The organism is Bacillus sp. N1(2025) (genome assembly GCF_053470005.1).
The window spans coordinates 137,207-156,489 of sequence record NZ_JBLTJB010000003.1 but is presented as its reverse complement, the minus strand read 5'-3'; the positions used below and the strand labels follow the sequence as shown (position 1 = coordinate 156,489).

Below are 19,283 nucleotides of genomic sequence, written 5' to 3'. Positions count from 1 at the left end.
CAATTATTTCGTGAAACTTGATTTTGAATAATCCGCGCCGAGCCATTTTTCACTCAGCCTTTTCAATGTGCCGTCCTTCTCAAGCTTTTGAATCGCCCGATCCGTATCGTCCGCCAGGGTTTGGCTGTTTTTATTGAACATAAAATACACCTCGGTATCCAGCAGCACATCACCGACCGTTTTTTGTTTGAACGCGTGCGTCTTATTTTGAAAATCGACGGCAAACGGCGTGGATACGGTGGCGTCAGCGCGTCCCGTCTCAATTTGGTTTGCTGTATCATTGCTGCCCTGCCCGGCGTATTTCAAATGTATCGGGCTGCCGTGGGTTTTGTTGTATGCCGTCATATAGTCCGCCGCGTTTGACGTCGCGCCGACGATGACGGTTTTCCCTTTTAAATCCCGGAGCGTGTGTATCGCGTCATTATCCGCCTTCACCGTGATGTACATCGGCGAGTAGTTATACGGGATCTTGTGATACAAAAAGCGTTTCTCCCGTTCCTTATTTTTCGCCATATTGTGCGCGATCACGTCAATTTTCCGGTTTCCGAGACTTGTGAGCAGATTCGAAAAATCCATCGTCTTAAAGACAAATTTGTATTGCGGCAGCTGTTTATCAATGGCTTTCATCACTTCAATGTCATAGCCGGTCAGCTCGCCTTTTTCATCCATAAAAGCAATGTTCGGAAAATCAGTTCCCGTGCCGACAATGACGGTCTGCACGCCGCTCCCCGCTTTTGTGCTTTCTCCTTGCCCGCACCCGGCCAGCACGCCGAGCAGCAGAAGCAGACAGCCGGCTCTGATCCGTTTTTTTATCATTGCGCCCAGCTCGGTGTGCCTAACAGCGACGCGTCAAACCGCTCCGGTATGAGCACCTTTCTCATCATGACTCCGATGTCTCCGTCTTTCTCCTGCTCAAAATACACTTCATACCCCCTCCGTCTGTACATATCTACAAGCCAGGGATGCTTGCGCGCCGAAGTGCCGAGCGTGATGGCCGGGGCCTTCAGCGTATCCCGCAGCACGTGTTCTTCCACATAAGTCAAAAGTTTGCTGCCGATGCCCTGCCCCTTCAGCTCAGGAAGCGTCGCAAACCACCAGACAAACGGATATTTTGACGGAGGCGTGTCACTCTCCCACGGAAAACGGATCGTAATTGTTGAAAGAAGCCGTCCGTCCCGTTCGAGCACGACGGCTGAATGATTTTCAATATTTTCTGTTACCATATCGATGTCGGCCCGCGCCGACGGCCAGTCAATCTCCAAATTGCGGATCGGCTGAAACGCGCTGTACAGCAGCTCTAAAAACTCCGGCGCATCCTTTTTCTCAGCCAATCGAAATATGTCTTCACTCATTCCGGTCACTCTCCCCGCAAAAATATATAATTCCAATTTGTTTACTAAGCTTTGATTGTTTATACTATAAAACAAACTGATTTATTTGACTAATCAAAAAAAGTAAAGGAAAGGTTCAAGAAAATTAATGAACAGCCGGGAGGGGATTTCGTTGGAATTACGCACCATTAAAACGTTTCATACCATCGTACAGTCAGGCAGCTTTTATAAGGCCGCCGAAATTCTGAACTACTCACAGCCGACGATTTCAATGCGGATTAAACAGCTGGAACAAGATGTAGGCGCGCAGCTGTTTGAACGGGGAAAGAAGCTGAAACTGACAAGGGCGGGGCGGCTGTTTCATGAGCGGGCCGGGCAGCTTCTCGCGCAATACGAGGTGCTTGACCATACTTTGGCCGACATCAGACAGGGCCAGGCCGGCCTTATTCAGATCGGCATATCCGAACCGACGGCAAGCCTGATCTTCCCTGCCGTACTGCGGGGTTTCTTACATGATTATCCTGACATGTCGGTCAATGTCAGCGTGGATGATGCCAATACATGCAGCCGCAAACTGCTGGAGGGCGCCATTGATTTTGCCGTATGCGGCGAGCCGGAGCTGATTCTGGAAAATTATTTCGATCCGTTTTTCCATGACTCGCTCAATGTCATCGTGTCAGACAGACATCCCCTTGCCGACAAAGCAAGCGTCAATCTCGAGGATTTAGAAAATGAATGCCTGATTTTCACGCCCGCCAATTGCCCGATCCGGATTCAAATTGAACAGCACCTGCAGCGTGCCATCGGGAGCCGCTATCGAAAAATGGAGCTGACCAGCAGCATGGCTCATCAATACTATGTCAGGGAAAATATCGGCGTCTCAATCTTTACGGCGACGGCGCACTCAGAACCGATCGAGGGCACGAAGGTCATTCCGATCAATAACTTAACAATTTCACCACCGGTCGGGCTGTTGACAAACCAAAAAGAAGAGCATTTTGACTGCGCCACAAAAGATTTAATCAGCAGGATCATCGGCCGGTTTCAGCGTGATCCGCATTAAAAAAACCCCCGCTTTACGGGGGTTTTTTTACGTTCATCTTATATAATGCTCCGCACCAAGCCGCCGTCGATCCGCAATGCAGATCCGTTAATGGCAGACGACAGCGGGCTGCTTAAAAAGGCGACAAAGTGGGCGATTTCTTCCGGACGGATCAATCGCTGAATGATCGACGTCGGACGATTTTCCTTCATAAATCGTCTCTCCGCCTCCACCGCGGTCAGGTTTTCACCGGGATAAAGCGACTCGAGCATTGTTTCGACGCCCTCTGTTTTCGTGGAGCCGGGCATGACCGTATTCACCGTCACATTCGTCCCTTCCGTGAGCTCGGCCAGACTGCGTGACAGCGACAGCTGCGTCGTTTTCGTAGCGCTGTAATGGGCCATTTCCTGAGAAGGCATGACGGCCGCTTCACTCGCGATAAAAATCACCCGCCCTTCCTTCCGTTCAATCATCCGCTTTGCATACCGGCGTGTCAGCCTCACGCCGCTCATGATATTCACCTCGAAAAACCGGAGCCACTCTTCGTCAGGAATATCAAAGTATTCCGCAGGTTCAAAGATTCCTAAATTGTTGACGAGAATATCCACATCCGGATACTGCTGAAAAATCGCGCCGCACCCTTCCGCCGTGCCTAAATCAAATGCGGCCGGATAGAGACGGGCATCCGGCGTCTGTTTCTCTAGTTCCCGGATCGTTTCGTTCACCTTTTCTTCACGGCGGCCGTTAATGATCACGGCCGCACCTTCTGCAATCAGCGAAGCCGCAATCGCCTTCCCGATGCCTGACGTAGATCCTGTCACAAGCGCCGTCTTCCCTTTCAACTGCAAATCCATCATCCATTCCTCCCTATCGCAAGTCTCTTCTTATATATGGACAGAAATCGAAAGCCTGAAACCTTCCGTCCCTATTATCGGATAGAAAAATAGATGAGGGGAAGTACGCACTTTTTAGTGCCTGTCCGTTGTCCCGGCTGACGGCTGATCGATTTGAATGACAAATCGATTCCCTAACTCTTCCTGAGCCTCTTGAAGCAGCTCCAAGACATCGTCCGCATCCGAACCCAATGCCTTTTGACTGGCCTCAAAGTTCTTCCACACCAAAGTCAGCGGAAGTTCGATCCAGCCTGTCAGACAATCCCATAAGGCATTCAGATTTTCACCATAATAGTCCGGGAAATCTAATTGATCTTTTAAGATTCGGTGTAATGCTTCTGTGCTTGTAACATCTTTTCCGTCTATGATGACTTTTAACATCAATAACACCTTCCACTATTTTATTTTATGAAATGTTTTATAATGGTCTGTTGTTTTATAGATTAACCCATCATTAGAATAAAGAAGTCCGTCCCTATTATCGGATAGAAAAATAGATGAGAGGAAGTACGCACTTTTTAGTGCCTGTCCGTTGTCCCGGCTGACGGCTGATCGATTTGAATGAAAAATTCACCATCTAATTCTGCCTGAGCCTTTTTTAATATCCTTAATACATCATCAGCATCCGAACCCAATGCCTTTTGACTGGCCTCAAAATTCTTCCACACCAAAGTCAGCGGATATTCTATCCAGCCTGTCAGACAATCCCATAAGGCATTCAGATTTTCACCATAATAGTCCGGGAAATCTAATTGATCTTTTAAGATTCGGTGTAATGCTTCTGTGCTTGTAACATCTTTTTCGTCTATGATGACGATTTCCATTCACTTTCACTCCTTGATTTCGGCATGAAAAAACCGCAGTGCGTCATGTGACTGCACTGCGGTTCCTCTGTTATGTATGGAGACGGTGGGAGTCGAACCCACGTCCAGAAACATCGATTACTTAAGCGTCTACGAGCGTAGCCTGCATATTTCGTGTTTCACTCGTCTTCGTGCCTGCGGGCGGGCCTTCCGAGAGCTAGTCTGTCAGTCTCTTCTTACGTTCTCAGACGGGAACGCAAGCGTAGCCTACTTGGATGTGCTCTTCACGGACACATAGGCAATGTCAGGAAGAGCTCGCTGCGTTTATTAGGCAGCTAGTGCTAAGTTTTGGTTAAAACTTTTAGTTTTGCCAGTTATATTTAGGTGCGTGTTAACGAGATCGCCTCTCGGCTCGCAGCTCAAGCTCGATCCATCCCTGTCGAATCCGTAACGTCCCCTTGTTAAGGGTATACGGGAGATCTATCAAGCTCTTGCTCAACTGGCTGTACTGTTATTATACCATGATCACAGGCAAATTCAATTGGGAATGTCTTCAATAAACAGCCTGTGAATCTGATGTGTGAACAGTATAGCACAGGGCATATCATCACATCAAGGCTCATGCATCAGAAGCCTTTTTGTCTGTCTCTGAACGCTCTTTCGATTTCTCTTTTGGCGTCTTTTCGTTTTAAATCTTCGCGTTTATCGTATGTTTTCTTCCCTTTTCCGAGGCCGATTAACACTTTGGCAAAGCCGTTTTTCAAATACAGCTTCAGCGGCACGAGGGAATAGCCTTTCTCTTTCGTCAGGCCGATCAGCTTATTGATTTCTTTCCGGTGCATCAAAAGCTTTCTCGTCCGGAGCGGGTCATGGTTATAGCGGTTTCCCTGCTCGTACGGGCTGATGTGCATGTTGTGGAGGAACACTTCGCCGCGTTCGATTTTCGCAAAGGAATCCTTCATGTTTACGCGGCCGGCGCGGATGGACTTAATCTCCGTTCCCTGCAGCACGATGCCTGTTTCATAGGTTTCTTCTATAAAGTAATCATGGTTTGCTTTTTTGTTTTGCGATAATACTTTGCCTGATCCTTTTGGCATGCCTTATCCTCCTCTCTCCGCAAAAACCGTTCATGTGTGCGATACGCTTTATTTTAGCAAATGGAGCGTTCCGCGACAATGAAAATGCGGCTTGCGAAAGAAAGCAAACAGAGCATTTTGCCCCATTTGCTTTTCGCATTTACTTCTTCTTTTTGCGTTTTTGTTTCGGCGCGTTTTGGAAACCGCGTTTTTTCTTTTTCTTCTTCGGTTTTGTAAACCATTCCCCTTTTTCCTCCGATTTCGGCGGTGAAGCCGGGGTATTGCTGTTTAACACGCGTTTCCGCGCCGGTCTGCCTCGTTTTCTGCGGTCGCCTGTTGTTTCTCTCGGACGGCGGGTGCCTTTCATGCCGACAATTTCAAAGTCGATGTTTCTCTCATCTTTATTGACGTCGACGACTTTGACCGTGATTTCGTCTCCGATGCGGTAAACGTTGCCCGTGCGTTCACCGATCATGGCGAAATGCTGCTCGTCAAAACGGTAATAATCATCCGTCATAAAGCTGACGTGCACAAGCCCTTCAATCGTATTCGGCAGCTCGACAAACATTCCGAAATTCGTGACGGAACTGATCATGCCGTCAAACTCCTCGCCGATTTTATCAAGCATATATTCCGCTTTTTTCAGATCGTCCGTTTCCCGCTCGGCGTCAACGGCGCGCCGTTCCATCGTTGACGTATGGTCAGCAATTTCCGGAAGGCGTTCGGCCCACTTTTCTTGAGTCGCTTCGTCCGATTGTCCGTTGATCAAATACGTTCTGATCAGCCTGTGAACGATTAAGTCAGGATAACGGCGGATCGGCGATGTGAAGTGCGTATAAAATTCAGTCGCCAGCCCGAAATGGCCCAGGCTTTGCGGGTCGTATTTCGCCTGCTTCATGGAACGGAGCATGACGGTTGAAATCACCGTTTCTTCCGGACGGTCCCGTACTTCGTCAAGAATGCTTTGCAGCGCGCGGGGGTGAATGTCTCCGGCTTTTCCTTTGACGATATAACCGAATGTCGTGACGAACTCCAGAAACTTTTGCAGTTTTTCGGCGTTCGGCTCTTCGTGAATCCGGTAAATAAACGGCACGTTCATCCAATGGAAGTGCTCGGCCACCGTTTCGTTTGCGACAAGCATGAATTCTTCAATCAGCTTTTCCGCTACTGAGCGCTCTCTGATGACAACGTCTTTTACGGCGCCTTCCTCATCGACGAGCACCTTCGCCTCTTTGAAATCAAAATCCACGGCGCCGCGGTCCATCCGTTTCGCCCGGAGAATTTCCGCCAGACGTTCCATGTCTTTAAACATCGGGACGAGCGGCTCATATCTTTCTTTCAGCTCGGCGTCGTCTTCTGTGAGGATCCGGTTGACATCTGAATAGGTCATTCTTTCCGTCGTTTTAATGACGCTTTGGAAGATCTCGTGCTCTGTTACCTGTCCCTGCTGGTTGATTGTCATTTCGCAGGAAAGCGTCAGCCGGTCGACCTTCGGATTTAAAGAACAGATTCCGTTAGACAGTCTGTGCGGAATCATCGGAATGACCCGGTCAACCAAGTACACGCTTGTCCCTCTTTCCAGCGCTTCTTTGTCAATCGGGGAATTCTCCGTGACGTAATGGCTGACGTCGGCAATATGGACGCCGAGCTTGTAGCTGCCGTTATCAAGCTTTGTCACGGTGACGGCGTCATCCAGATCCTTCGCATCCGCGCCGTCAATGGTGACAATGACCTGATCGCGGAGATCACGGCGGTCTTTGATGTCTTTTTCATCGATGGTATCGGGCGTGCTTGTTGCCTGCTCCATCACTTCAGCCGGAAAGTCCCCCGGCAGGCCGTGCTTATGGATAATTGATAAAATATCGATCCCCGGATCATTTTTATGGCCGAGTATTTCAACGATTTCTCCTTCGGCGTTCATTCTGCCTTCAGGGTAGCTTGTCAGTTTGACGACGACTTTATGGCCTTCCGCAGCGCCGTTATTGGCATGTTTCGGAATAAAAATATCACTCGTGATTTTCTTATCATCCGGGATGACAAAGCCGAAGCTTTTCGTTTCTGTGTATGTGCCCACGACGCGGTCGATGCTTCTTTCCAGGATGCGGATGACCGTGCCTTCCTGTCTCGATCCGCTTGACTGGGAATTGAGCCGCACCATGACGATATCGCCGTTCATGGCCGTATTCAGTTCATTCGGCGGAATAAACACGTCGCTTAAAGAGGTATCCTCCGGCAATAGAAACGCGAATCCCTTTGCATGCGCGGAAATTTTTCCTTTTACTAAATTCATTTTTTCCGGAAGCCCGTAGCGGTTGCTTCTGGTGCGGACAATCTGTCCCGTCTCCTCGAGCGCCACCAGCGCTTTTACCAGCTCTTTAAATTCATCTGCTTCCGTGATGTTCAGCATCTCCTCGAGTTCCTGAACGGTAAGGGGCTTGTACGCCTCTTCCTTCATAAACGCGAGAAGACGGTCCATAAACGCTTCTTTTTCCATTATTCGACCTCCTGTTTGTTACCAATCGAGTTTCTCTAAAAATTCGTACACATCCTGATGAACGAGGTCCCGTTCTTTATCGAGCGTAATGACATGGCCTGATTCTTCATACCATTTCAGCTGTTTGTCGTCCGTTTCCACCTCGTTGTAAATGATGTTCGCACTTTCTGTATTAATCATATGGTCATGCCGTGCCTGAACCACAAATGTCGGGGAATAGATCATGTCGACGTTTTTGCGCACATCGGCAATCAGCTCCTGAAGCGATTTGAGCGTATTCATCGGTGTTTTTTCAAACTCCTTCATTTCCTTTTCAATCTGCTCCGGCTGTTTTCCTTCGAATTTTTTATAATTGCGCGCGTAGGAAAGAACTCCTTCGTACATAACCTCTTCACTTTTAATGTGCATCGGCGCACACATAGGAACAATTCCCTTTATGGGTACAGTGTAACCCAATTTCAATGAAAAAACCCCGCCAAGCGACAGTCCGCAGGCCGCAATGTTTTCATAGCCTTCAGACCGTAAATATTCATAACCGTCCATGACGTCTCTCCACCAATCTTCAGGCCCCGTATGTACCAGCTCTTCCGGCGGAACGCCGTGCCCTTTATATTGAGGCGCGTGACAAGTGTAGCCGCGCTCATTCAAGTAGCGGCCGAGCATTCTGACGTCTGCCGTATTTCCCGTAAATCCGTGCAGCAGAAGCACCGCTTTGTCTCCGCCTTTAAATGTAAATGGTTTTGGTGTCACAATTTTCATGCTCATAACCCCTTTTTTGCACATTCAATTTAGTTTTCCACAGTTTTGCGAGAAACAAACGCCGTCTCTCAACAAGAAAAAGGCCTGATATTAAATCAGACCTTATACAAACATTGCCTTATACGATATACGCCAGCGAAATCGTCAACACGAAAAACAAGACTGCCAGCACAACGGTTGTGCGGTGAAGAATCAGATCAAGGCCCCTTGCTTTCTGTTTTCCGAAAAGCTGCTCCGCCCCGCCTGAAATTGCACCCGATAAACCGGCGCTTTTGCTGGTTTGAAGCAATACGACAATAATAAGTGCAATACTGACGATAACCAATAAGGTAATCAATAATGTGTGCATCCCATACACCTCCAGACTGACTGGCCTACATTGCTTCTATTTTACATGAAAAACAAAGGCATGTCACGCCGTATCGGTGCACATCATGTCAGAAAAACGGAAATGCGTTTGAATCTTCCATCATCATTGACTTTTGTCAACAAAGTCGTAGTAAAAAAGATCTTCAAATTTCATGTCAAAGTAATAGAGCATTTTTCCGATGACCAGCTGTCCCGGCCTCCGCTCTCCATTCAGTACACGGCTCAGTGTGGCGGGAGATATTCCGATCTCCAGGGCGAGCTGGTTTAACGAGTAGTCATTATTGACCATATACTGCAGCACATAATCTCTTCTGATCTGTATCTTTTCGACCACTTTCTTCACCTTCCGTTCTGTCAAATACTTTCTTTCTTATACATAAGATACGGCTTTTGTTAACTTTTGTCAATACTTTTCCAGCCTGGCTATTCCCTTTAGTCAATAAACATACTAGAATATAAATAGACCGCGGGAGGGGGAGAGACTGTGGAAAGCTTCGGGAAACAATTGCGGACATTGCGGGAAAAAAGGCATCTGACAGTGAACCAGCTGGCAACGTATTCAGGCGTCAGCGCCGCGGGAATCTCGCGGATTGAAAACGGCAAACGCGGGGTGCCGAAACCTGCAACCATTAAAAAGCTTGCAGATGCGTTAAAAATCCCGTATGAGGAACTGATGCAGACGGCGGGATACATAGAGACCGTCCAGGAAACGAGAACCCCGTACGACACGGGCTGCACCTTGCTGGAAAAAGCCGAAACGTATGAGCTGCATGATTTATCCCTATTGGAGCGGGAGAACTGGCGGCACCTGTCGAAAGAAGACTTGGTTCTGCTTGATAAATACTTTGCGTTCTTAGCGGCGGAAGCCAAAAAAAGAACAAATGAAGACTCATGACTTTGCACATGTGAGGCGATCTTATTGAACACATTCGGAAAGCAATTAAGAGAGCTGCGCCGCGCCCGGAAGCTTACCGTCAATCAGCTTGCCGTCTATTCCGGCGTCAGCTCGGCGACCATTTCCAGAATTGAAAACGGGCACCGCGGCATTCCTAAACCGGCGACCATCAGAAAATTGGCGGATACATTAAAAATTCCGTACGAGGAGTTAATGGCGCGGGCCGGACACATCAAGGCATTTCAGGAGGAAATCCGCGAAACATCCGAAAGCTATCAATCCATCTGCGCCATCTATCAGACCGCCGTTGACAGAGGCGCGGAGCATCTGCCGCTGTTTGACAGCAAAAAGTGGCAGCACTTCACAAAAGAAGATATTGAAAGCGTCAGCAAATACTTTGATTTTATCGCGGCTGAAGCGAAAAAGCGCTCCCCGGATTCCTCATCCTCTTTTTGATCCCCTCCCAACTTAACGAGCGCCAGACATACGTTCCCTCCGATTTTGCGGTATAATAGCAGAAGACGAGGTGAAAAAGCATGAACCAATCAGAAATGTGCCCCAGATTCGAAAAAGCGGTCGACATCCTAAGTAAACGCTGGGTGGCTCTAATCGTCTTTCAGTTATTGAACGGACAGCAGCGATTTAGCGAAATTGAAGCGGCGCTTCCGAATTTAAGCGGAAGAGTCTTGTCAGAACGTCTGAAAGAACTTGAAACAGAAGGTGTCATCAAACGGGATGTTATCCCCGAAACGCCTGTCCGCATTGAGTATTCATTAACGGAAAAAGGCTGCGCATTAGCCCCTATTTTAGAGGAAATTTCCAAGTGGTCTTCACAATGGATTGATCCTTCCTGATAAACTCTTTTCCGCATAAGCGGCTGATCTCTCAAACGGGCAGCCGTTTTTATTTTTGCTTTTTCTTAAACAGAAAAACAAGCCCTCATACGTGCAGGGCTTGTTTTTGTCTGACGCCTTCCAGCGGAATTCGAATCTCCGCCCGGGCTCCTCCAGACTCCTGATTTTCAAGTATTAATTCGCCGTGGTGAAGATGTACGACATGATGGGCGAATGTAAGCCCCATGCCGTGATGCCCCGCCGAATGTCTGCTTTTATCCTCCGTGTAAAAAAGCTGTGTCGCTCTTTTCAGCGCTTCCGGCGAGAACCCGCTTCCGCTGTCGGATACGGCAAGATGGAGGGCGGAATCGGTGCACAGGACGTCCACACGGATTTCCCCTCCTTCCGGCGTATAGTCGACGGCATTTGCCGCGATATTCATGACCGCCCTGTGGAGCAGCTCATGATCGATCGGCGCTTCTATTCGGTCAATTCCCCGTTCGCTGAGGACGAGATCAATCTGCTTCGGCCCCGCAAGCGCCGCCGCGTCACGATATATGTTTTGAATCCACTCTTTGAGGTCAGTATATTCCACATGAACGGCAACTGCCTCCTCCGCTTTGGAAAGCTGGATCAGCTGTCCGACATAATGCTCGATTTTGTTTCCGGCATCCAGAATATACTGCGCATATTCCGCCTGCTCCTCATCAGGCTCTGTTAACTGAAGCAGCTCGGCATTTCCTTTAATGATCGTTGCCGGAATTTTAATATCATGCGCAAGCGCGCCGATCTGTTCTTTCTTTATCCGCTCCGCCTCCCACTGCGCCGCCAGAGATGCCTGAAGCGCATCTTTCATTTTCAGCAGAGAGTCAATGACATCGTCAAATTCTTTTATACGCGACCTTTTTGGATTGATATTTAAATTCTGTTTTTGAATGCTTGCCGTAATGGAGCTGAGTGTGCTGAAATGCCGTCTCAGCTGATTGGCGAAACGCGTCGTCACGATAAAAACGGTCAAAAGAAGCAAAGTGATCAGAATCGTAAGACCCGTCCATTCATAATTCGGCAGATAGCGCCTTAACAGCGGCGACTGAAATTCCGACCTGAGTGAATATTGGAGAACGCCGTATTCATCTTTCCGATTTATCACCATGAATCCTTTTTGAGCATAATTAAAATACGGCTGATGCTGAATCTTTTTTCTGGCGTTGGCCGCATCTTGTTCCGTCATCGTTCCTTTTGTCATCCGCTTTGTTTTTTTATCAAAAACGGCGTATGTCATACCTGCGGGAATCATATCTTCTGTTATCTTTTCCGCTGATTTCAGGCGGGGTTTGATCTGTTCCGCCTCATGCTCGCTGTAGTTTGCGGGCAGGATCGCTCCGGCATTCATGGCAATGGCATTTAAGGCGACACATAATGCCGCCACCCCCATCGTGCTCAGACACAGCGTGATGGTAAATTTGACAAGCTCTTTGCGGATGCTGGATTTTCCTTTTGCTATTCCCATTTGTATCCGACACCCCACACCGTTTTGATCGGATCAGCCCCGTGTTCTTTACATTTTTTCCGGATGGTTCTGATAAACTCCGTAATGGTTGAATAGAGCGCATCGCCGTCCAAGCCGTACACTTCCTCGTAAATCTGCTCCCGTGAGAATGTTCTGTTTTTATGCTGTGCCAGAAATTCAACGATTTTATATTCGTTTTTCGTAAGAGGCAGTTTCCGGTCATCCATCCACACTTCTTTATTGTCAAAATCAAACATGAAGCCTGATATCAGCCGTTTCGTCTGATGCTTCTCACGCCGTTCCCTTCTGACATGCGCGTTTACCCTTGCCATCAATTCCTGTACGCCGAACGGCTTTGTGATGTAATCATCAGCGCCTGTCATGAGGCCTTTCACAATGGATTCTTCGTCAGACTTTGCCGTTAAAAACAGGATCGGGCTGTCCACCAGCGGCCGAATCCGCCGGCAGAGTTCAATCCCGTCCGTTCCGGGCATCATGACATCGAGAAGAATCAAATCATAGCCTTGAAAAAAATCCAATGACTGATCCTCCGCTTTTTCCAGAATCGTTACTGTATGCTGATCACGCTGTAAAATGTTTCTGATCAGAACGAGAATATCTTTTTCATCATCAATTGCTAAAATGTTTGCCACCGGCCGAATCGCTCCTTGCCTTTATTCATATGAACGCCGCCCTTCCCATCTTCTGCACCAAAAGAGGCCGGCCAGACATAATATCACTATAGAAAAATATAACATTATTTCTCCGAATCTCATATCGTATCTTACATAAGGGAGGAACTCTTTTTTGACTTTGTCAAAATGCAGCAGTCCTGCAAGGCCTGAAAGCCGCACGCTCCATCCCCACGGGAAAAAACGCCAGATGATATCGCCAAGTCCCGTATTCATGAGCGCCGCCATTAATAATCCCGCACCCCCTAAAAGTCCGGACGGTCCCATGCCGTACTTTACGCCGACAAAAAAAGACATCATATAAAGCGGAATACTGCCGGCAATCAGCCACGCCCCTCCTTTTAAAAACGTAAGATAGGGGAGATCATTGATGTGAAGAACAAATTTCATCCCCGCCAAATAAAGACAGATGACAAGACCTATCGATAACACATTCAACAGCAGCAATAGAAGCAGCTTGCCCGCAAAACTGACGATTTTCGAATACGGAACCGCCAGCATCATCTGAAAATGGCCCGCCTGTTCCTCGACGGAGGCAGACATGCCGCAGACAATACTGATGATGAAAGGGTATAAAACGGCAATCGCGCTGAAGAAGACGCTGTACAGCTCATAAGGCTCCTGAATCCTTCCATACATATACAAAAACAAAAGGAAAAATCCCGCGCATAAAACCGGCGCCGCAGCATGCATCCATATGAGCGGCGTGCGCTTCATTTTTAATACATCGGCCCACATATATCGTAAAAGCACGGTCATGACCGGTTTCCCCCTTTTGAAAAAGACACTGCGGAAATCAAACTTATTGCGATAAAAGAAAGAATAGAAAGAATAATAGCCGGAATGATCACGTTTCCGTTTAATAAGCCGCTGTCTGCGGGAAGCGGAATTCCGTTCGGATGGATCCCGAGAATCGGTGACATCACCCGGACTGACCAGCTCCATGGGCTCAGCCACCACAATGAACTGGACGCCGGCACAATACCCAAAACAAAAGCGGCGATCATATTCACGAGAATGACTGCCGTAAATCCGAACTGTCTGGCAATCCATAAGCAGAACGGAATTTCCCAAAGCGTCGTCAGCCATAAAAGGGAGCCTGCTTCAACGCCTTTCAGCTGCAGCGCAGCAATTCCCGGAAATACAAGGCCAAGTAAAAACATGATGATGAAAAAAACGATTTGCGACAGGAGTGAATACAGCGCGATCAAGCTTATTTTTGAGAGCCATATGCTTTTTAAATCTGCCGGCAATGAGTACACCGCGCGGTCATTCGCAGATTTTTTCTCTTTTTTAACAGATAAACCGCACATTAGAGCAATCATGAGCGGCATGAAAATAACCGCCCACCAATTGAACGTGCCCGTCATAAAATAAGCCGTATTCAGCAGAAAAGAAAAAGCCGTGTTCAGAAGCGGAATCAGAATGATGAGCTTTCTGATAAATGTTCTTTTAGATGTAAGATGTTCCGCCTGCATGTACTGAATCATTTTCCTGTCCCCGCTTTCTCCCGTGTTGATTTGACAACCTCCAGAAACAACTGCTCCAGATCATCTTCCCGGCTGATTTCTCCCTGATATCCTAAAACGCCGTCACTGATGATCCCGATATGGTCTGCGATCTGCTCGACTTCTGATAACAGGTGGCTTGATAAAATAACCGTCATGCCCTGTCCGGGGAGGGAGCGGATAAATTCCCGCAAATCCTGAATTCCCATCGGGTCCAATCCGTTTGTCGGCTCATCAAGAATTAAGAGCGACGGACGGCTTAATAATGCTAACGCAATGCCGAGACGCTGTTTCATTCCCATGGAAAATTGTCCGGCGCGCTTTTTTCCGGTTCCCGTTAATCCCGTGATTTCCAGCACTTCCGCAATTCTTGAATCAGGCAGTCCGAGCATAACGCAGCGGACTTTCAGATTTTCAGCGGCTGTCAGGTTGCTGTAAAGCGGCGGCGCTTCAATCAGGGAACCGATGCTTTTCAAGTCTTCGCGCTTCCATGTATGTCCGTCGAACAGAACCTCGCCGGATGTTTGCTGCAGCATGCCGGTCAATATTTTAAGTGTCGTTGATTTTCCCGCGCCGTTCGGACCGAGCAGGCCGTATATACTGTTGCGCTTTACTGATAGAGACACATCAGCCACTGCCTGTTGTCTGCCGAATGATTTTTGCAGCTGTCTCGTTTCTATGATGTTGCTCATTTGATTTACCCCTTTGCTTTGTTATTTGATAAGTAAGACTTTACAGCGCAGTTATCAAAATTTAATCAAGAAATCAAAAAAAGCATCCTTCCCGCGGAAGAATGCTTTTTTTCATGAGGCTGAGCGTACGATCAGCTTTCTTTTTTGTTTTTTCACCGGGCTGAGGGCTCGTTCCAGCCACGCCATCAGCAGGTCTGCGGCCACCGCCATCAGCGCGGTCGGGATGGCGCCCGCCAGAATAATGGCGGTTCCGTTTGTCGCGTTCGACCCTCTGACGATCATATCGCCGAGGCCGCCAGCCCCGACGAAGGTGCCGATCGCCGTGATGCCTATGGCAATGACGAGCGCCGTTCGGAGACCCGCCATAATGACGGAAAGCGCAAGCGGCAGCTCCACCATACGAAGGATTTGGTATTTCGTCATGCCCATCGCTTTTCCCGACTCGAGATAAGCGTGCTCGATATTGATAATGCCCGTGTGCGTATTTCTGAGAATCGGCAGCAGGGAATACAAAAACAAAGCCGTGATGACCGTATTGGCGCCGAGTCCCATGACAAGCATCAGGACGGCGAGCATCGCCAGCGCCGGAACGGTTTGAATCACATTCGCCACAGCAAACACCCAGCCGGAGAGACGCCCGTGCCTGGCTGTCACAATTCCGGCCGGAATGGCGAAAACGGCGGCGAAAACGACGCCGTACGCCGACATGAGAAAGTGCCGCCAGCACTCATACAGAACATAGCTGCCGTTTTGAGCGTAATACGTAAACAGCTCCTTCATCGTGTCCATCCGCACATCTCCTTTCCGTTATTCAAAGTAATGATGTTTTTCTAAATATTCCTTGGCCACGACGGACGGCTCTTTTAATCGGCCGTCGACTTCGTAATTCATTTTCTGCATCATCTTTGTATCAATCGCGCCGATCATTTTATTGATCACGCCCTCCAGTTCGGGATGCTCTTTTAATACTTGATCCGGAACGACGGGTGAACAGTCATACGGAGGAAAGAACTGCTTATCATCCTTCAGCGTTTTCAGTCCGTAAGCGATGATTCTTCCGTCGGTGGAATAAGCGAGCGCGATATCCATCTTTCTGCTTTTCAGCGCGTCGTAAACGAGGCCGATCTGCATCGGATACGTGCCTTCAAATGACATTCCGTATGTTTTCATAAAATCCTGATATCCGTTGCCTCTCAGCTTCATCCAGTAGTTATCTACGCCGAATTTCAGATGAGACGCTTCTTTTTTGACATCGGATACCGATTCTAAATGGTACTTGCGGGCAAGCTGTCCGGAAACGGTAAAGACGTATGTATTATCAAAGCCGTAAGAATCAAACCATTTCATGTCATATCTGCTTTGAAATTCACGCTGAACGAGCCGCAGCGCTTTGTCCGGGTCTTTTTCCGGCTCCATGCGAAGCGTCCCGGTCAGCGCGTCACCTGTATAGCGCGTAGCGGCGATATCAATATCACCGTTGATCAAGGATTGCTGCTGCACGGCGTTGGAACCGAGATTTTTAATAACGGATGTTTTCAACCCGCTGTGATGTTCGATCATCTGTCCGAGCATGCTCGCGATGATTTCTGATTCGGTCATGCTTTGCGCGCCGATTTTAATGGTATCCTCCGATGCGGCGCTCAATCCCGGGAGCGAGCATCCGCCAAGGAGCAGCATGCCGATACAGGCGATTGCGAGCAGCCGTTTTTTGCATCTATTCCCCATGAGAGACCTCCTCCTTATGTAGCATCCTTTATGCTCTTCAGCCCGTCAGGCGTGACTTTCCGTTCTGTCATCCCCAGCATGTAATCGACGGCTGCCGCCAGCACTGTGACCGGAACGGCGCCTGCGATAATATACTCCGGCTGATAAAGGTTCAAGCCGATAAAAATGTAATCTCCCAGCCCGCCTCCGCCGATAAAGGAGGCGAGTGTCGCCCAGCCGATTAAATAAATCGAAGACGTTCTGATGCCCGCCATGATGACCGGAGCGGCAAGCGGGAGCTCTACAAGCCTGATCTGCTCCCATGCCGTCATGCCGATTCCTTTTCCCGATTCCAGAAGATGCCGATTGACGCCGAGAATCCCCGTATACGTGTTTCTGAGAATCGGCAGCATGGAATAGAAAAACAGCGCCGCAACGGCCGGGACCTTTCCTACGCCTAAAAGCGGAATAAAAAACGCAAGAATGGCAAGGCTCGGCAAGGTTTGAATGATGTTGACGATGCCGATGACGGCGCCGGCTCCTCTTTTCATCCTCGTCAGCAGGACGCCGAGCGGAACGGCGGCGAGAATGCCCGCCATGACGGCGATTAATGAGATGTACAGATGCTCCCATGTTTTATAAAGCATCTCTCCTCCATTTGCCTGTAAAAATTGCACGGTCTGATTCATATCAATTGAAGCCTCCTCATGACATCACCGCGAGCTGATTCTCTTCTCCCCAGATGGAGTCATAGACGATGTCAACGAGGCTTGCCCTTGTCACGATTCCCGTTAATCGGCCGGCTTCATCAAGGACCGGCACAAATTTCATGCCTCTTTTTAAAATTTTATGGACGGCGTCGCGGAGCAGAGTGCCGCTTCTGACCGTGTACAGATCCCGTTCAAGCACTTCCGCGACGGTTACCGCTTGTCTTCGATTGCGGTCAATCATCTCCACATCGACATAACCTTGGAGAACGTTCTTTTCATCAATGACGAGCAGCGAATCCACCCGCTCGGCACGCATCAGCTGAATGGCGGCTGACAGTGTTTTCTCAGGTGTTACCGTCACGGGATCGGGATTCATGATCTGCTCCACCCGTTCAATATCAGGGCTGGATGATTGGATCAGCCGTTCCTTGCCGATAAACTCCTCAACAAATTCATTCGCCGGAAATCTGAGAATCTCATCAGGCGTTCCGGCCTGGACGATTTCTCCCGCTTTCAGAATGACGATTCTGTCCGCAAGCTTGATGGCTTCATCCATATCATGGGTAACAAATACGATGGTTTTATGTAAGGTTTTTTGCAGTTTTTTAAATTCTTCCTGAAGGGAATCTCTCGTAATCGGGTCAAGCGCCCCGAACGGTTCATCCATTAAGATGAGCGGCGGCTCTGCGGCAAGTGCCCGTAATACACCTATTCGCTGCTGCTGTCCTCCGCTCAGTTCATGAGGGTAACGGTCTAAATATTCAGGCCCCATATCAACGAGCTTTAAAAGCTCCCGCGCCCGTTCCTTCCGTTTTTCGGCAGGATGCTTTAAAAGCTTCGGAACGAGCGTAATGTTCTGCTGAATGGTCATATGCGGAAACAGCCCGATCTGCTGGATGACATAGCCTATGCTTCTTCTGAGTTCCACCGGGTCTTGTTCCATAATGTTTCGGCCTTCTATCAGGATTCTGCCTTCTGTCGGTTCAATTAAGCGGTTGATCATTTTCATCGTCGTCGTTTTGCCGCAGCCGCTCGGTCCGATAAAACAAATAAATTCGCCTTTGGCGATATTCAGGTTGATGCTGTTGACGGCTTTTTTCCCGCCTTTATACATTTTCGAGACATTTTCTAATGTCAGCAAACACTCACACCTCCATGATTAAGTTTATTCAATTCGTTAAATTCAAATTTAACTTTTCAGACAATTGAACGTTTCCCATTATAAATTAAACTTTGTAAATTAAAAAGTTTACAATTTGTCCATATTATATATAAAGGTTGTGTAAGCACTGATTAACCCGTATTGACCGGCAAAGTTCTTCTTATTGCTCCGGATTACTGCCAAATTCTCTCGGAAGAGCATTTCCGCCGGTTTAAAAATGTGGTATATTGACATCGGAATTGCTGACTGAAAGGATTGAAACTGTTGGAGAAAGATCCGTTACACGTAATCGAACAAGCTGAAGATCATTTGATAGAACGAATCGCTGAAAATATGCATACATTCGGAATGCCCGCGACGGTGGGGCGCATTTTAGGCATTATTTATATGAACCGCAAGCCGATGACCTTAACTGAATTATCAGAAGCGACCGGCATGAGCAAGACGAGAATGAGCCAGGCGGTCCGTGAAATGCTTGACGTCAATCTGGCGGAAAAAGTGTTTGAAAAAGGCGTCCGCAAAGATTTATACGACGTCGAGCAGGATTATTACCAAACCTTTATTACGCTGTTTACGGCCACATGGAGCAAGGTCGTCAGCAAAAATAAAATGATGCATAAAAAGCTGAACCGCGAACTGACAGCCGTCCTTGAAAACGGCGTGCCGGAAGAAGTTGAGGAAAAAATCAACGAACTGCTGAAAGAATTAAAGGATTGGCTTGATTACTACAACTGGATCAGCCGCCTGATCGAGTTTTTTGAAAGCGAAGAAATTTTCAAGCATGTTCCGAAGCCATAAGAAAAAAACGCC

General features: G+C 48.2%; 24 protein-coding genes and 1 other RNA gene. 5 read left to right on the top strand and 20 right to left on the bottom strand.

The window, feature by feature from the left end:
* Positions 1 to 3 precede the first annotated feature (3 nt).
* Entirely contained in the window at positions 4 to 816 is an 813-nt protein-coding gene (locus tag ACNFN4_RS08535; protein ID WP_014418889.1) for an amino acid ABC transporter substrate-binding protein, read from the bottom strand.
* Complete coding sequence (locus tag ACNFN4_RS08530) at positions 813 to 1,352, bottom strand: GNAT family N-acetyltransferase (protein ID WP_003151702.1); 540 nt, start codon at positions 1,350 to 1,352, stop codon at positions 813 to 815. The genes ACNFN4_RS08535 and ACNFN4_RS08530 overlap by 4 nt, the downstream gene beginning before the upstream one ends.
* Before the next feature lie 151 nt (positions 1,353 to 1,503).
* Here ACNFN4_RS08530 and ACNFN4_RS08525 point away from each other — a divergent pair, with 151 nt between their 5' ends.
* Positions 1,504 to 2,394, top strand: coding sequence for a LysR family transcriptional regulator (locus tag ACNFN4_RS08525; RefSeq protein ID WP_017418907.1), 891 nt, complete (start codon positions 1,504 to 1,506; stop codon positions 2,392 to 2,394).
* Between the two features lie 38 nt (positions 2,395 to 2,432).
* Here the strand turns inward: ACNFN4_RS08525 and ACNFN4_RS08520 are convergent, their stop codons facing one another.
* The 9 genes from ACNFN4_RS08520 to ACNFN4_RS08480 form a co-directional block, all read right to left on the bottom strand.
* Positions 2,433 to 3,227: an SDR family NAD(P)-dependent oxidoreductase gene (locus ACNFN4_RS08520; RefSeq protein ID WP_014721805.1), complete on the bottom strand. Its 795-nt coding sequence runs from the start codon at positions 3,225 to 3,227 to the stop codon at positions 2,433 to 2,435.
* A gap of 114 nt (positions 3,228 to 3,341) precedes the next feature.
* Positions 3,342 to 3,647, bottom strand: a complete 306-nt coding sequence (locus tag ACNFN4_RS08515; protein ID WP_014418892.1) for a barstar family protein — start codon at positions 3,645 to 3,647, stop codon at positions 3,342 to 3,344.
* A 137-nt stretch (positions 3,648 to 3,784) separates the two neighbouring features.
* On the bottom strand, positions 3,785 to 4,090 hold the full coding sequence (locus ACNFN4_RS08510) for a barstar family protein (RefSeq protein ID WP_014418893.1): 306 nt from the start codon (positions 4,088 to 4,090) through the stop codon (positions 3,785 to 3,787).
* Between the two features lie 74 nt (positions 4,091 to 4,164).
* Positions 4,165 to 4,527: a transfer-messenger RNA gene (ssrA, locus tag ACNFN4_RS08505) on the bottom strand.
* Positions 4,528 to 4,695: 168 nt separating this feature from the next.
* Positions 4,696 to 5,166 carry an SsrA-binding protein gene (gene smpB / locus ACNFN4_RS08500; RefSeq protein ID WP_003151688.1) on the bottom strand — a complete coding sequence of 157 codons (471 nt, stop codon included), beginning with the start codon at positions 5,164 to 5,166 and terminating at the stop codon, positions 4,696 to 4,698.
* A 139-nt stretch (positions 5,167 to 5,305) separates the two neighbouring features.
* Entirely contained in the window at positions 5,306 to 7,639 is a 2,334-nt protein-coding gene (gene rnr, locus ACNFN4_RS08495; RefSeq protein ID WP_021494134.1) for a ribonuclease R, read from the bottom strand.
* A gap of 18 nt (positions 7,640 to 7,657) precedes the next feature.
* Complete coding sequence (locus ACNFN4_RS08490) at positions 7,658 to 8,398, bottom strand: alpha/beta hydrolase (RefSeq protein ID WP_137987881.1); 741 nt, start codon at positions 8,396 to 8,398, stop codon at positions 7,658 to 7,660.
* Between the two features lie 118 nt (positions 8,399 to 8,516).
* On the bottom strand, positions 8,517 to 8,747 hold the full coding sequence (gene secG / locus ACNFN4_RS08485; protein ID WP_003151681.1) for a preprotein translocase subunit SecG: 231 nt from the start codon (positions 8,745 to 8,747) through the stop codon (positions 8,517 to 8,519).
* Positions 8,748 to 8,870: 123 nt separating this feature from the next.
* Complete coding sequence (locus ACNFN4_RS08480; protein ID WP_087920807.1) at positions 8,871 to 9,056, bottom strand: helix-turn-helix domain-containing protein; 186 nt, start codon at positions 9,054 to 9,056, stop codon at positions 8,871 to 8,873.
* A gap of 195 nt (positions 9,057 to 9,251) precedes the next feature.
* Here ACNFN4_RS08480 and ACNFN4_RS08475 point away from each other — a divergent pair, with 195 nt between their 5' ends.
* The 3 genes from ACNFN4_RS08475 (at position 9,252) to ACNFN4_RS08465 (ending at position 10,516) form a co-directional block, all read left to right on the top strand.
* Positions 9,252 to 9,662: a helix-turn-helix domain-containing protein gene (locus tag ACNFN4_RS08475; RefSeq protein WP_029973570.1), complete on the top strand. Its 411-nt coding sequence runs from the start codon at positions 9,252 to 9,254 to the stop codon at positions 9,660 to 9,662.
* 24 nt (positions 9,663 to 9,686) lie between these two features.
* On the top strand, positions 9,687 to 10,118 hold the full coding sequence (locus tag ACNFN4_RS08470) for a helix-turn-helix domain-containing protein (RefSeq protein ID WP_003151674.1): 432 nt from the start codon (positions 9,687 to 9,689) through the stop codon (positions 10,116 to 10,118).
* 80 nt (positions 10,119 to 10,198) lie between these two features.
* On the top strand, positions 10,199 to 10,516 hold the full coding sequence (locus tag ACNFN4_RS08465; protein ID WP_007613812.1) for a winged helix-turn-helix transcriptional regulator: 318 nt from the start codon (positions 10,199 to 10,201) through the stop codon (positions 10,514 to 10,516).
* Positions 10,517 to 10,601: 85 nt separating this feature from the next.
* Here the strand turns inward: ACNFN4_RS08465 and ACNFN4_RS08460 are convergent, their stop codons facing one another.
* The 9 genes from ACNFN4_RS08460 to ACNFN4_RS08420 all read right to left on the bottom strand — a co-directional run bounded on the left by ACNFN4_RS08460 (position 10,602) and on the right by ACNFN4_RS08420 (position 18,452).
* A complete protein-coding gene (locus ACNFN4_RS08460) occupies positions 10,602 to 12,005 on the bottom strand; it encodes a sensor histidine kinase (protein WP_017418904.1) in 1,404 nt (467 codons plus the stop codon).
* Positions 11,996 to 12,658 (bottom strand): response regulator transcription factor, encoded by a 663-nt coding sequence (locus ACNFN4_RS08455; protein WP_003151668.1) that lies wholly within the window; start codon positions 12,656 to 12,658, stop codon positions 11,996 to 11,998. Before ACNFN4_RS08455 ends, ACNFN4_RS08460 begins: the two co-directional genes overlap by 10 nt.
* 21 nt (positions 12,659 to 12,679) lie before the next feature.
* Complete coding sequence (locus ACNFN4_RS08450) at positions 12,680 to 13,456, bottom strand: lantibiotic immunity ABC transporter MutG family permease subunit (RefSeq protein WP_104678875.1); 777 nt, start codon at positions 13,454 to 13,456, stop codon at positions 12,680 to 12,682.
* Entirely contained in the window at positions 13,453 to 14,187 is a 735-nt protein-coding gene (locus tag ACNFN4_RS08445; protein WP_104678874.1) for a lantibiotic immunity ABC transporter MutE/EpiE family permease subunit, read from the bottom strand. The genes ACNFN4_RS08450 and ACNFN4_RS08445 overlap by 4 nt, the downstream gene beginning before the upstream one ends.
* On the bottom strand, positions 14,184 to 14,897 hold the full coding sequence (locus ACNFN4_RS08440) for a lantibiotic protection ABC transporter ATP-binding protein (RefSeq protein WP_022553802.1): 714 nt from the start codon (positions 14,895 to 14,897) through the stop codon (positions 14,184 to 14,186). Before ACNFN4_RS08440 ends, ACNFN4_RS08445 begins: the two co-directional genes overlap by 4 nt.
* A gap of 111 nt (positions 14,898 to 15,008) precedes the next feature.
* Positions 15,009 to 15,686, bottom strand: coding sequence for an ABC transporter permease (locus ACNFN4_RS08435; RefSeq protein WP_021494139.1), 678 nt, complete (start codon positions 15,684 to 15,686; stop codon positions 15,009 to 15,011).
* Between the two features lie 18 nt (positions 15,687 to 15,704).
* Positions 15,705 to 16,622: an osmoprotectant ABC transporter substrate-binding protein gene (locus tag ACNFN4_RS08430; protein ID WP_021494140.1), complete on the bottom strand. Its 918-nt coding sequence runs from the start codon at positions 16,620 to 16,622 to the stop codon at positions 15,705 to 15,707.
* Positions 16,623 to 16,636: 14 nt separating this feature from the next.
* Positions 16,637 to 17,290, bottom strand: coding sequence for an ABC transporter permease (locus ACNFN4_RS08425; protein WP_053285146.1), 654 nt, complete (start codon positions 17,288 to 17,290; stop codon positions 16,637 to 16,639).
* A gap of 16 nt (positions 17,291 to 17,306) precedes the next feature.
* The gene (locus tag ACNFN4_RS08420) at positions 17,307 to 18,452 is read right to left on the bottom strand and encodes a betaine/proline/choline family ABC transporter ATP-binding protein (RefSeq protein WP_029973568.1); all 1,146 of its coding nucleotides are present in this window, start codon (positions 18,450 to 18,452) and stop codon (positions 17,307 to 17,309) included.
* Positions 18,453 to 18,737: 285 nt separating this feature from the next.
* On the opposite strand from ACNFN4_RS08420, the gene ACNFN4_RS08415 reads away from it, so the two are divergent.
* A complete protein-coding gene (locus tag ACNFN4_RS08415; RefSeq protein WP_104678873.1) occupies positions 18,738 to 19,271 on the top strand; it encodes a GbsR/MarR family transcriptional regulator in 534 nt (177 codons plus the stop codon).
* Positions 19,272 to 19,283 lie beyond the last annotated feature (12 nt).